This is a genomic window from Methylobacterium tarhaniae (assembly GCF_001043955.1).
In the GTDB taxonomy this organism is placed as follows: domain Bacteria; phylum Pseudomonadota; class Alphaproteobacteria; order Rhizobiales; family Beijerinckiaceae; genus Methylobacterium; species Methylobacterium tarhaniae.
Window position 1 is genome coordinate 21,551 of the sequence record NZ_LABZ01000123.1, and the last position, 13,110, is coordinate 34,660.

Below are 13,110 nucleotides of genomic sequence, written 5' to 3' on the forward strand. Positions count from 1 at the left end.
ATCTTAGGCCGTTGCTATGAGGCGTCGCCCGGCCGTGACAGCCAGTATCGATCGCGGCGACGACGTTGGCTCACGCGGTCAGGCTGGAACCGCCCCCGGCCCTCGCCCTTTGCTCCCACACATCGAAGCCGGGAAGCCTTGAAGAAAGCCCCACGGACACTCCCATGCGCGACAATCCCGAGCGGAGCCGGTTCGAACTCGAGGTGGACGGCGAGGTCGCCTACGCCGATTACCGCCGCCAGCCGGGCACCCTCGTCATCGCCTATGTCTATGCGCCGCCGGCGCTTCGCGGCACCGGGACCGCCGACCGCCTGATGCAGGGCGTGGCCGAGGCCGCCCGGGCGGAAGGCGTGCGGATCCGGCCACTCTGCGGCTACGCGGCCGCGTGGCTGCGCCGCCACCGAGAGCACAGCGACCTGGTGAGTTGACGCGCCATCGATGGCGCAGAGACGGCGACCGGAGCGGGAAGGCCTGTCGCTGCGCACGGCCGATCGATCACTGCGCCCGTCCCGCCAGTTCCAGAGCATCCCTCAGGCTGCTCTCGCGAGACACGGATGTTTGCAGCGAGCCGGCCGCCCCCTGGCTCATGACCGTCGGGCCTGTGCCGTCCCCCTTGCTCTTCCGGCTGTCGAGTGCCGCGGCGATCGCACGCACCAGATCGGGATCCACGACGGTCCGACCGCCCGTGCGGGTCTTGACCGCCCGGAGCGAGCCGGCGTCGGCGCCCGACGACGGGGCGATCATCCGCGTGGGAATGTCGGCGGGAGCCCCGGCCCCGCCGGTGCCGCGCGGCGACACTTGCAGCGCGAACAATGCGTCGAGTGTCGAGAGCGACATCGTCACGGGCGCCGACGCCGGTGCCGATCCGGTCTTGTCCGGCGGCAAAGGCTCGGCCGGGACGGCGGCATGGGCGAAGAGAAGGCCGGACGACGTCCGGTTCGTGAGGATCTGCCCGAGGAGGGATGCGCCCGTGACGATCATGACCTGCTCCGTTCTCGCGAGCGACGCAGCCTTCGGTGCGGGTGCCGCCACCGAGACGGTCGCTTCGATCTGGGGCGACCGTGCGGACGGAGATCTGGCCTCCTGGTGAGGCGCATCCGTCGGATTTGATGCAACCGGCGAAATCCGGGGGATTGCCGGGTGCTGTCGCTACGCGGCCGGCGCGACGGGCTGGCGCAGGATCGTCCTGAGCCTCGCCGCCGCGATCCGGCGCGGGGCGCTCAGGTCGATCTCGTGGTGCAGCCCCGTCTCCCGCAGGCCTTGGGCCGGCGGGAATTCGTCGTGACGCGTCCTCAGGATCGGGCCCTCGGCGTCGTAGGGCCCGACATGGAGCGTCTGGACGCAGCGTCCCTCCTCCCCGCCGTCGGCGGAAAGGCAAGCGCCGGGACGGTCACCCCGCCGAGGGTTACCCCGCCGAGGGTTACCCCGCCATATCGAGCGGCGGAGCGAGCCCCGCCGGCAGCGGGCTGACATAGGGCGTGCGGGCCAGTCGCTCGGCGTGGTCGGCCTTGGCGCGGGCGAGCAGGTCGGGGTCGCGCAGGACGTCGACCGCGGTTCCGGCCATCGCCTTGGCGACGTGGATCATGCCCTTGTGCGCCGCCGGGGTCTTGCCCTGGGCGGTCATCTGCCAGGAATGGCCGGGGGTGCCGATGGCGTAGGTGGCGCCGCGGGCCTGGACGGTCGGCACCGCCCAGCTCACGTCGCCGACATCGGTCGAGCCCATCATCCGCTCGCCGATTGCGCCGAGCGGCACGATCGTGTCGCAGAGCGGCGCGTCGGTCACCGGCACGCCGAAGCGGCGATGGGCCGAGACGATGTCCTCCCGGGTCAGCGTCGCCCGGATCACCTCCGCGAAGGCGCGGTCCCCGGCATCGAAGGGCGGAGGGCCCAGCCGCATCAGGTTGGCGTGGAGCGCCTGCTCCAGCGGCGGGTTCGCGAGCAGGTTCGACATCGCGCTCACCACCCGGCTCGCCACCGTGGTCTCGGTCATCAGCGCGGCGCCTTGCGCGATCCTCTCCACCCGGGCTGCGAGGTCGAGGAGGCCGGGGAGGTCGGCGGCGCGCACGAGGTAGCGCACGGTGGCGCCGGCCTGGACGACGTTGGGGGCGATGCCGCCCGCATCGAGATAGGCATAGTGCACCCGCGCGTCGCTCGGCATGTGCTCGCGCATGTAGTTGACGCCGACATTCATCAGCTCGACCGCGTCGAGGGCCGAGCGTCCGAGATGCGGTGCGGCGGCCGCGTGCGAGGCCTTGCCGGCGAAGGTGAAGTCGAGGAGTTGGATCGCCAGGGAGACCGGCTCCCAGATCGCCACGAACGGGCCCGGATGCCAGGTGATCGCCACGTCGACGTCGGAAAAGACGCCGTCGCGCACCATGAAGGTCTTGGCGGCCCCGCCTTCTTCCGCCGGGCAGCCGTAGTAGCGCACGCGCCCCGGCAGCCCTTCCGCGGCGAGCCAGTCCTTGACGGCGGTGGCGGCGAGCAGTGCGCCGGCGCCGAGCAGGTTGTGGCCGCAGCCATGGCCGGCGCCCTCGCCCGGCCGGGGCCGGTGCTCGGCCACGCCCGCCTCCTGGCTCAGGCCCGGCAGCGCGTCGTACTCGCCCAGGATCGCGATGACCGGGCCGCCCTCCCCCGCCTCGCCCATCATGGCGGTCGGGATGCCGCCGACCGCTTCCGTCACCCGGAAGCCCTGGGCCCGCAGCATCGCGCTGTGCTCGGCCGCCGAGCGCACTTCCTGGAAGTTGAGCTCCGGCATCTCCCAGACCCGGTCGGAGAGGGCGACGAACGCCGCCGCGTGCTCCTCGACGTGCCGCCAGATCGCCTCGCTGTTGTGCATGTTTCCTCGCGCGTCCGGGGCCTTGTTCGTTCCTGCCCCCCGCTCCTTGTCGCACGATGGGGGCCGGGCGCCATGCGCCCGGCTCGGCCCTGACCTGCGCGCCGTCAGCCCCTGGCCCGGACCGCCCGCCGTGCCAGCGCCCGGTCGACGAAGTCGAGCCGGTCCTGGCCCCAGAACAGCTCGCCGTCGAGCACGAGGGTGGGCGAGCCGAACACGCAGAGGCTTTCCGCCTCCTCGCCGTTGCGGCGGTACTCCGCCTGGACGGCCTCGCTGCCCTCGGCCGCCACCAGGGCGGCGCCGTCGTAGCCGTTCTCGTCCGCGATGGCCTGGCGCACGGCCGGGTCGGCGATGTCGCGCTCCTCGGCCCACAGCGCCCGCAGGATCGCGTGCGAGAGGCGGAACGCATCGAGCCCGGCTGCTTGCGCGGCGATGACGGTCCAGCCGGCATGCTTGTTCCAGTTCGGCGCCGGGTTCTGCATCGGGTAGTGACGGGGCGTCACGTTGAGCGGGAGGCCGAGATAGTCGCTCCAGCGGGCGAGCTCGACGGCATGATAATCGCGACGCGGCTGCGGCCGGGTCCGGATCGGCACGCCGCCGGTCTTCGGCACCACCTCCTGGAAGTCGAACGGCTTCAGCACCAGCCGGGCGCGGTGGCGGCGCACGATATCCTGGAGCTTCGGGCCCCCGAGATAGGCCCAGGGCGAGGACAGGCTGTAGAAGCAGGACAATTCGACCATCGGGGCCTCCAAAAAGGGACGGGCATGGAAGGGACGGGCATGGATATCGACCAGGAGAGCGCGGCCGTGAAGGGTCTGACGGCGCTCGGCGCCGAGGTGCGGCGCGATCTCGCCCGCCTGAACCACCCGCCCGCCTCCTGGACCCTGCCGGTCGAGGGCCCGGACGGACGCCCCGCCCTCGACGTGCTGGTGGTGGGCGCCGGCATGTGCGGCCAGACCGCCGCCTTCGCGCTCCTGCGCGAGGGCGTGTCGAACCTCCGGGTCATCGACCAGGCGCCCCGGGGCGCGGAAGGGCCGTGGGGCACCTTCGCCCGGATGGAGACCCTGCGCTCGCCCAAGCACCTCACGGGTCCGGACCTCGGCATCCCCTCCCTCACCTTCCGGGCCTGGTGGGAGGCGCAAGCCGGGGAAGCGGGCTGGCGCGACCTCTACAAGATCCCGCGGCTCGACTGGCTGCGCTACCTCCTGTTCGTGCGCGACACCGTCGGCGTGCCGGTGGAGAACGACACCCGCCTCCTGCGGCTCTGGCCGGCGGGCGGGCTGATCGGTGCCGCGATCGAGGGTCCCGCCGGCCCCGAGACGCTCTTTGCCCGCAAGGTGGTGCTGGCCTGCGGGCGCGACGGCTCGGGCGGGCGGCGGATGCCGGCTTTCGCGACGGGCGGCGAGGGCCGCCTCTTCCACTCCTCCGACCCGATCGACTTCGCCCGGTTCCGCGGCGGCCGGGTCGCGGTGCTCGGCGCCTCGGCCTCGGCGATCGACAACGCCGCCACGGCCCTGGAGGCCGGCGCCGCCGAGGTCACGCTGTTCGTGCGCCGCTCGCGCTTTCCGCAGGTCAACAAGTCGAAATGGGCCGCCTTCCCGGGCTTCCTGCGCGGCTACGCCGCCCTCGACGACGCGCGGCGCTGGGCCTTCACCACGTACATGATGGGCGAGGGCACGCCGCCGCCGCACGAATCGGTCCTGCGCTGCACCCGCCACCCGAACTTCGCGGTGCGCTTCGACGAGGGCTGGAGCGGGATCGCGGAGGCGCCCGGGGGGCTGGTGATCGAGACGGCGAAGGGACGCCACCCGGTCGACGCCGCCGTGGTGGCGGTCGGCTTCGACATCGACCTGACCCGGCGGCCGGAACTCGACGCGTTCCGCGACGCGATCCTGACCTGGGGCGAGCGGGTCTCCCCGGCCGAGGCCGCGGCGCACCCCGAGGCCGCCCGCTTCCCCTATCTCGGCGACGGCATGCAGATGCTGGAGCGGGTGCCCGGCCAGTTGCCCGAGCTGAACCTGCTGCACGTCTTCAACTGGGGCGTCACCCTCAGCCACGGCGCGCTGGCCGGCGACATCCCGGGCCTCGGCATCGGGGCGACGCGGCTGGCCCAGGCCCTGGTGCGCGACCTCTTCGTCGCGCAGGCCGACGCGCATCTCCCCCGCATGGTCGCGCACGAGGATGCGGAGCTGGAGCCGACGCCGTTCTTCGTGCCGCGGGACGAGCGGTGATGCGCCGCCCGGCCCGGCCTCGCCCGCCGGGTCAGGGCGGGGGGATCCGGCCCGGCGGCGTGCCGCGGATCAGCGCCATCACGGCCTCGTCGCGCTCGGAGATCAGCCGGGCGCCGCGCTGGAAGCTCAAATAGGCCCAGAGCCAGCGCAAGGTCACGACGAGGCGGTTGTGGAAGCCGACCAGCAGGTAGACGTGGGCCACGCCCCAGACCAGCCAGGCGAGGAACCCCTTGAGCTTGACGTGGTCCCACTGCACCACGCCGGAATTGTGCCCGATGATCGCCAGGTTGCCGCGGCTGCGGAAGCGGAAGGGCTTGGGCGCCTTGCCGTGCAGGATGCGGTCACGCAAGGCGCGGCCGAGATAGCGGCCCTGCTGGTCGGCCACCTGGGCGAGGCCCGGCAGGGGCTTGCCGTCCTCGGCCTTGGCCATGGCGAGGTCGCCCAGCGCATAGACCCCCGGGCGGCCGATCACCGCGAGATCCGGCCCGACCGGCACGTGGCCCGTGCGCGTCGTCTCGACCCCGAGCCATTCCCCCGCCGGCGAGGCGCGCACGCCCGCGCCCCAGACGACCGTGGCGGCCGGGATCAGCTTGCCCTTGACGGTGATTCCCTCCTCCGACACGTCCTCCACGGCGTGCTCGGTCAGCACGGTGACCCCGAGGCGCTCCAGCGACTGCCGGGCATAGGCCGAGAGGTCCTCCGTGAAGGTGCCGAGCACCCGCGGCGCCGCCTCGATCAGCAGGATCCGGGCCTTCCTCGGGTCGATGCGGCGGAAATCCTTCGACAGGGCGTGGTGGGCGAGGCCCGCGATGGCCCCGGCCATCTCGACCCCGGTCGGCCCGCCGCCGATCACCGCGAAGGTGAGCAGCCGGTCGCGGGCGGCCGGATCGTCCTCGCGCTCGGCCGCCTCGAAGGCGAGCAGCACCCGGGCCCGGATCCGGCGCGCATCGTCGAGGGTCTTGAGGCCGGGGGCGTAGCGCTCCCATTCCGGGTGGCCGAAATAGCTGTGGGTGGCGCCCGTCGCGAGGACCAGCGTGTCGTAGGGGATGCGGGTGCCGTCGCGGAGCTGCACCGCGCGCGTGTCCGTGTCGACGCCCACGACCTCGCCCATCAGCACGCTGACATTGCGGTCCCAGCGCAGGATCGCCCGGATCGGCTCGGCGATCTCGCCCGGCGCGATCACGGCGGTCGCCACCTGGTAGAGCAGCGGCTGGAACAGGTGATGGTTGCGCCGGTCGATCAGCGTGACGGCGATCCCCTCGGCGCCGCCGAGGCCCCGGGCCGTGGTGAGCCCGCCGAAGCCGCCGCCGACGATCACCACCCGGTGGGGGCCCGCTTCCGAAGGCGACGACGCGGGCGGCCCGGCGACAGGGGCGGGTTCGAGAGTGGTGCGGTGCAGGATCTCGGACATGCGACTCTCTCGGGCGGCTGCGGCGGCTCGACCGGGACCCACCATGACGGGACCGGCCGGATCGGGATTCGCCGAAGCGGGACTTGCTGAAACGGGACTTGCCGAAGCGACATTCTGACCCAAGGTTACGACACTGGCGAGGGCGTGGAAGCCCCCTTCATGTAGCCCCCTCCTTTTGGGGCCCCCCTGCGGCTGCCGCATGGCAGCCGTGGACGCTGCCGGTCGGCCCGGGGGAAACGGCATCTTTCCGGCCTGCGCCGGGTACGGTCTTAATACTGCAACAGTGTATATTCCACAGACAAATTCCGTATAAATCAGCATACCTCGACGGCTCGCGGGATTTCCGCTACGCGTGCGGCGGACGACGCACCCTTGAGGGAGAGACACACCATGGCCGACGCCACCGCCACCTCGGAGACCGGCCGCCGGATCGGTCACGGCCGGGTCTACGAGTCGATCACCGAGACCATCGGCAACACCCCGCTGGTGCGCCTCAACCGCCTCGCCAAGGAGCGCGGGATCGATGCCGAGATCCTGCTGAAGCTCGAGTTCTTCAACCCGATCGCCTCGGTGAAGGACCGTATCGGCGTCAACATGATCGACGCCATGGAGGCCTCCGGCGTCCTGAATCCCGGCGGCACCCTGGTCGAGCCGACCTCCGGCAATACCGGCATCGCGCTGGCCTTCGTGGCCGCCGCCCGGGGCTACCGGCTGATCCTGGTCATGCCCGAGACGATGTCGCTCGAGCGGCGCAAGATGCTGGCCTATCTCGGGGCCGAGCTCGCCCTCACCCCCGGCCCGCAGGGCATGAAGGGCGCGATCGCCAAGGCCGAGGAGCTCCTGAAGGAGATCCCGGGCGCGATCATGCCCCAGCAGTTCAACAACCCGGCCAACCCCGAGATCCACCGCAAGACCACCGCGGAGGAGATCTGGAACGACACGCAAGGCCAGCTCGACGCCTTCGTGGCGGGCGTCGGCACCGGCGGCACCATCACGGGCGTCGGCCAGGTGATCAAGCCGCGCCTGCCGAACCTCCGCGTGGTCGCGGTCGAGCCGGAGGATTCCCCGGTCCTGTCCGGCGGCCAGCCCGGCCCGCACAAGATCCAGGGCATCGGCGCCGGCTTCGTGCCGAACGTGCTCGACCGCGGCGTGATCGACGAGGTGGTGACGGTCTCCAACCAGACCGCCTTCGACACCGCCCGGCTGCTCGCCCGGATCGAGGGCATCCCCGGCGGCATCTCGACCGGCGGCAACGTCGCGGCGGCCCTCGAGATCGCGGCCCGGCCGGAGTTCAAGGGCAAGCGGATCGTGACGGTCGCCTGCTCCTTCGCCGAGCGCTACATCTCGTCGGCCCTGTTCGAGGGCCTGTGAGGCTTTGAGGGGTGGGGCCTCCCGGGCCCCGCCTCCTGCTTTGTCTATCGATCCCTCTCACCGTCATCCCGAGGCCGCGCAGCGGAGCCCGGGATGACGACGGAGGATGCCCCCTCCGTCGATGAATGCGAACGGCGTCTCACGCCACCAGTTCGGGCCGGCGCTCCTCGTGGCGCTCGTCCTCGCAGGCGCCCCGGCGGAACAGGGCCGCGCAGCGCGACTCGCGGTGGACGCTCAAGATCGAAGCGCGGTCGATATCAGGATTCTCGGCCAGGATGCGGCGCACATCCTCGACCAGGCGGCCGTAGCGGCCAGCATCGTAGCCACTCTCCAGCGGAGAGACCGCGATATAGGCCTCGACCACCAGGACTTTCTCGGACTTCTCGCGGGAAACCTCCGCGGCGATCCAGGCGGATTTGACGAGGCGGTTCGGATTGACCATCGGCGTACCTCCGTTCGCGTCGGGCCGCTCTTCGGCGGCTTGGTGACGGCGAGACTGCGACACGTTGCGCTCTCTGCCAACTCCGCAGCCGCTGCAAAGCTCCGATATGTCGCAGCCGGATCATGCGCCGGGCGCATGGAATGCGGGATTAAAGCGGCAGCACCCCGTCGCTCTTCACCTCCTCCATCACCGCGTAGGTGCGGGTATTGTTGACCCCCGGCAGCGACAGCAATCCCTCGCCGAGGAAGCGCCGATAGGCCGGCATGTCGGCGACCCGGGCCTTGACCAGGTAGTCGAACCCGCCACCGACCATGTGGCACTCCAGCACCTCCGGCGCGCGGCGCACGGCCGCCGCGAACCGCGCGAAGGCATCGGGCGTGGTCTTGTCGAGCGACACTTCCACGAAGACGAGCAGGTTGAGGCCCAGGAGATGCGGGTCGAGCCGCGCCCCGAAGCCGGTGATCACCCCGTCCTTCTGCAGCCGGCGCAGCCGCTCGCCGGTGGCGGTGGGCGACAGCCCGACCCGCTCGGCGAGTTCCACGTTCGGGATGCGCCCCTCGCGCTGGAGAATCTTGAGGATCTGCCGGTCGACCCGGTCGAGCTCGTCCGTCATTATCTCTACCAAATCCTCGTTTCGCCGCCGATCCTGCGGCAAACCGGCGATAAGCGCCATCGAAGCGCGGCGAAAGGGCTCATAAGCTGAGGATCGTTCAAGCGCCTCGCCCGGACCGCCACGATGCCTGCCCCCCTCCCCGTCTTCCACGCGCCCTTTGCTGCCGACGACGCCGCCCTCGCCCGCCTCTTCCTGGAGCGGGGCTCCCTGCCTCCCGAGCGCGAGGCGAAGGTCGATGCGCTGGCCCGCGACCTCGTCGGGGCGATCCGGCAGGAGAGCGGGGGTCTCGGCGGCGTCGAGGCGATGCTGCGCGAGTATTCGCTTTCCACCAAGGAGGGGCTGGCCCTGATGGTGCTGGCCGAGGCCCTGCTGCGGGTGCCGGACGCCGCCACCGCCGACCGGCTGATCGAGGACAAGCTGCGCTTCGGCGGGTTCGAGCAGCACGCCACCCGCTCCGAGGCGCTGCTGGTGCGCTCCTCGGCCTGGGCGCTCGGCCTCTCGGCCCGGATCATCCAGCCCGGCGACACCCCGGAGGGCATCCTGGCCGGCCTCGCCAAGCGCCTGGGCCTGCCGGCCGTGCGCCAGGCCGCCCGCCAGGCGATGCGGGTGATGGGCGGGCATTTCGTGCTCGGCGAGACGATCGAGGCGGCGCTCAAGCGCTCGGCGAGCGGCCAGGGCCGGCTCTACCGCTACTCCTTCGACATGCTCGGCGAGGGCGCCCGCACGGCGGAGGATGCGCGGGCCTACGCGGCGTCCTACGCCGCCGCCATCGAGGCGATCGGGCGCGCCGCCGGCAACAAGCCGCTGCCGGACCGGCCGGGCATCTCGGTCAAGCTCTCGGCCTTGCATCCGCGCTACGAGGCGGTCGGCCGCGACCGGGTGATGGCGGAGCTGGTGCCGGTGCTCCTGAGCCTCGCCCAGGCGGCAAAGAGCTACGACCTCAACTTCACGGTCGATGCCGAGGAGGCGGACCGGCTCGAACTCTCCCTCGACGTGATCGCGGCAGTCCTGGGCGATCCGTCGCTCGCGGCTTGGGACGGGTTCGGCCTCGCGGTCCAGGCCTACCAGAAGCGCTGCCTCGCGGTGATCGACCACGTCGCGGATCTGGCCGCCCGCCTGGACCGCCGGCTGATGGTGCGCCTCGTCAAGGGCGCCTACTGGGACACCGAGGTGAAGCGGGCGCAGGAGCGGGGCCTGCCCGACTACCCGGTCTTCACCCGCAAGAGCATGACGGACCTGAGCTACCTGGCGGCGGCCGAGCGGATGCTGGCCCACCGGCCGCGGCTCTTCCCGCAATTCGCCACCCACAACGCGCTCACCGTCGCGGCCATCGTCGAGCGGGCGGGGCCGGAAGGCGGAACTTACGAGTTCCAGCGCCTGCACGGCATGGGCGAGGCGCTCTACGCCCGCCTCCTCGCCGCCGTGCCGGGCGCGGCCTGCCGCACCTATGCGCCGGTCGGCGGCCACCGCGACCTCCTCGCCTACCTGGTGCGGCGGCTTCTCGAGAACGGCGCCAACTCCTCCTTCGTCTCGCAGGCCGCCGACCCGGCGGTGCCGGTGGAGAGCCTGCTGCGCCGCCCGGCCGAGAGCGTCGGCAATCCCGACCGGGCCCGGCACCCGAAGCTCCGCCGTCCCGCCGAGATGTTCGCGCCGGAGCGGATCAACTCCGCCGGGGTCGAGTTCGGCGACCGCGCCGCCCTGGAGCGCCTGACGGAGGGCGTCGCCGCCGCCCGCGCCCCGGCCGAGGCCGCGTCGGTGATCGACGGCGTCGCGCAAGGAGGCACGCGGCGCGCCGTGGTGAGCCCGAGCGATGCCCGGACGGTCGTCGGCAGCGTCACCGAGGCCACACCCGAGACCGCCGCCGCAGCAATGCTCGCCGCCCGCAAGGGCGCGATCGCCTGGGGCAAGGTCCCAGCGGAGCGGCGTGCCGCCGCCCTGGAGCGGGCCGCCGACGCGATGGAGGCCTCGCGCGGCCGGCTGATCCACCTGCTCCAGGCCGAGGCCGGCAAGACCCTCGACGACGCGGTGGCGGAGCTGCGCGAGGCGGTGGATTTCTGCCGCTACTACGCCGCGCAAGGCCGGAAGCTCTTCGGCGCGCCTCAAGGATTGCCGGGCCCGACCGGCGAGAGCAACCGCCTCTCCTTGCGCAGCCGCGGGGTGTTCGTGGCGATCTCGCCGTGGAACTTTCCGCTGGCGATCTTCGTCGGCCAGGTCGCCGCGGCGCTGATGGCCGGCAATTCGGTGGTGGCCAAGCCCGCCGAGCAGACGCCGCTGGTCGCGGCCGAGGCCGTGCGCCTCATGCACCGGGCCGGCATCGCCCCCAGCGCCCTCCACCTCGTGCCGGGCGACGGCGCGGTCGGGGCGGCCCTGGTGGCGCATCGGGACGTGGCCGGGGTCGTCTTCACCGGCTCGACCGAGGTGGCCCGCCACATCAACCGGGCGCTGGCCGCCAAGGACGGCCCGATCGTGCCGCTGATCGCCGAGACCGGCGGCATCAACGCCATGCTGGTCGACGCCACCGCTCTCCCCGAGCAGGTCGCCGACGACGTGGTGACCTCCGCCTTCCGCTCGGCCGGCCAGCGCTGCTCGGCCCTGCGCCTGCTGCTGGTGCAGGAGGACGTGGCCGACAAGGTGATCGGCATGGTGGCGGGCGCCGCGCGGGAATTGCGGCTCGGCGATCCGCGCGACCCGGCGACCCATGTCGGCCCGGTGATCGACGCCGAGGCCCGCACCCGCCTCGACCGCCACGGCGCCGCGATGCGCCGCGCGGCGACGACGCATTACGCCGGCGAGGTCCCGGGCGAGGGCCATTTCGTGGCGCCGCAGATCTACGAGATCGCCGGCCCCGAGGCCCTGACGGACGAAGTGTTCGGGCCGATCCTGCACGTCGCCCGCTATCACGCCGCCGATCTCGACCGGGTGCTCGACCGGATCGAAGGCACCGGCTACGGCCTGACCCTCGGGATCCATTCCCGCATCGACGCCACGGTGGAGCGGGTGGTCTCGCGTCTTGCCACCGGCAACGTCTACGTCAACCGCAACATGATCGGCGCGGTGGTGGGCGTGCAGCCCTTCGGCGGCCACGGGCTCTCCGGCACCGGCCCGAAGGCCGGCGGGCCGCACTACCTCACCCGCTTCGCCACCGAGCAGACCGTGACGATCAACACCGCGGCGGCGGGGGGCGATGCGGCGTTGATCGCGATGGAGGGGTGAGGGCCGGAACTCGGGCCGCTCCGGGAGCGGGTGGCCTGCCCCGACCGCACTGACATCCTCCAGGCATCACGGGCTCCGTTGGGCGGTCCCGGGATGCTTGGAGAGCGGGATCCTTGGAGAGCGGGATGCTTGGAGAGCGGGATGCTTGGAGAGCGGGATGCTTGGAGAGCTTGAACCCTGTCGGCAGGACCAGAGATCGGCCGACCGGCTCGACCGCCCCACCCCTTGCGATCACCCCGCCACACCTCGGGGCAGGGATGATGCCCGAGAGGGAGCGCGTGCCACGAGGCCGTGAACCGCCCAGGCCCCACAAGTCCTGCCCCGCTTTCCAGATATTTATTCCGTCGTGTCGCGTGCGCGAGAACACGTCGCGTCGGTTCTCGACGCCCTATATTCAAATCATCGAGAAAAACACAGGTCGGCGACACAGTCGTCCACCATCAATAAGGATTAATATCAAATGAAAACCCGTATCGCCACCGCCCTCACCGCGCTTGCCCTTGGCGTTGCCCCGCTCTCGTCGGCCATGGCCTTCGGCGCGAACTCCCCCGCCAGCCCGTTCTGGCCGCGCGACGTCGAGACCACCGGCTCGGTCGGCGGCCGCGCCAATACCAGCGTGCCGTTCTACGGCTCCTGTCCGATGAGCTCGGCCTCCGAGGGCAACGCCAAGCAGCAGAACTTCCCGGTCAAGCAGTACGGCCAGACCTCCGGCGGCTACCGCTGCTGAACCGGGGGTGATGGCACCAGCGAAGAGAGACGGACGATGAGCGAGATGAAGCTTCTGCGCGCCGTGTCCTACGGCATGATCGGTGTGCTCGCCGGCGGCCTCGCCATGACGGTGGTCGGCACCGCCAACGCCCTGATCAACATGTAACACCGACAGAGGACCGCCCCCGGGCGGTCCTTCTCGCGTCGGGTGCGCATCTCCCCACCGTCACCCGAAATACACACCCCTGCCGGAACCGTGAGCATACCCGGAAATCGCCGCCAACCCGA

11 protein-coding genes are annotated in these 13,110 nt (G+C 71.7%); 5 read left to right on the plus strand and 6 right to left on the minus strand.

The genetic code is table 11. From position 1 onward, the window contains the following. The first annotated feature begins 164 nt into the window (after positions 1–164). Complete coding sequence (locus VQ03_RS17465; RefSeq protein WP_048452171.1) at positions 165–428, plus strand: GNAT family N-acetyltransferase; 264 nt, start codon at positions 165–167, stop codon at positions 426–428. Between the two features lie 67 nt (positions 429–495). Here the strand turns inward: VQ03_RS17465 and VQ03_RS17470 are convergent, their stop codons facing one another. The 3 genes from VQ03_RS17470 to VQ03_RS17480 form a co-directional block, all read right to left on the minus strand. Continuing rightward, on the minus strand, positions 496–981 hold the full coding sequence (locus VQ03_RS17470) for a hypothetical protein (RefSeq protein WP_048452172.1): 486 nt from the start codon (positions 979–981) through the stop codon (positions 496–498). Between the two features lie 439 nt (positions 982–1,420). After that, entirely contained in the window at positions 1,421–2,836 is a 1,416-nt protein-coding gene (locus tag VQ03_RS17475; RefSeq protein ID WP_048452173.1) for a M20 family metallopeptidase, read from the minus strand. Positions 2,837–2,940: 104 nt separating this feature from the next. Then, on the minus strand, positions 2,941–3,573 hold the full coding sequence (locus VQ03_RS17480; RefSeq protein ID WP_048452183.1) for a 2-hydroxychromene-2-carboxylate isomerase: 633 nt from the start codon (positions 3,571–3,573) through the stop codon (positions 2,941–2,943). A 39-nt stretch (positions 3,574–3,612) separates the two neighbouring features. Here VQ03_RS17480 and VQ03_RS17485 point away from each other — a divergent pair, with 39 nt between their 5' ends. Further along, positions 3,613–5,064, plus strand: coding sequence for an NAD(P)-binding domain-containing protein (locus VQ03_RS17485; RefSeq protein WP_048452174.1), 1,452 nt, complete (start codon positions 3,613–3,615; stop codon positions 5,062–5,064). Between the two features lie 31 nt (positions 5,065–5,095). Here the strand turns inward: VQ03_RS17485 and VQ03_RS17490 are convergent, their stop codons facing one another. Next, positions 5,096–6,475, minus strand: a complete 1,380-nt coding sequence (locus tag VQ03_RS17490; protein ID WP_083468063.1) for an NAD(P)/FAD-dependent oxidoreductase — start codon at positions 6,473–6,475, stop codon at positions 5,096–5,098. A gap of 390 nt (positions 6,476–6,865) precedes the next feature. Between VQ03_RS17490 and cysK the strand changes: the two genes are divergently transcribed. Next, complete coding sequence (gene cysK, locus VQ03_RS17495) at positions 6,866–7,846, plus strand: cysteine synthase A (protein ID WP_048452175.1); 981 nt, start codon at positions 6,866–6,868, stop codon at positions 7,844–7,846. Positions 7,847–7,985: 139 nt separating this feature from the next. On the opposite strand, the gene VQ03_RS17500 is transcribed toward cysK, so the two are convergent. Next, on the minus strand, positions 7,986–8,288 hold the full coding sequence (locus tag VQ03_RS17500) for a hypothetical protein (RefSeq protein ID WP_048452176.1): 303 nt from the start codon (positions 8,286–8,288) through the stop codon (positions 7,986–7,988). Between the two features lie 148 nt (positions 8,289–8,436). Then, complete coding sequence (locus tag VQ03_RS17505; RefSeq protein ID WP_048452177.1) at positions 8,437–8,901, minus strand: Lrp/AsnC ligand binding domain-containing protein; 465 nt, start codon at positions 8,899–8,901, stop codon at positions 8,437–8,439. A gap of 123 nt (positions 8,902–9,024) precedes the next feature. On the opposite strand from VQ03_RS17505, the gene putA reads away from it, so the two are divergent. Both putA and VQ03_RS17515 read left to right on the plus strand, forming a co-directional pair. Beyond that, on the plus strand, positions 9,025–12,114 hold the full coding sequence (gene putA, locus VQ03_RS17510; RefSeq protein ID WP_048452178.1) for a bifunctional proline dehydrogenase/L-glutamate gamma-semialdehyde dehydrogenase PutA: 3,090 nt from the start codon (positions 9,025–9,027) through the stop codon (positions 12,112–12,114). Between the two features lie 460 nt (positions 12,115–12,574). After that, positions 12,575–12,841 carry a hypothetical protein gene (locus VQ03_RS17515; RefSeq protein ID WP_048452179.1) on the plus strand — a complete coding sequence of 89 codons (267 nt, stop codon included), beginning with the start codon at positions 12,575–12,577 and terminating at the stop codon, positions 12,839–12,841. Positions 12,842–13,110 lie beyond the last annotated feature (269 nt).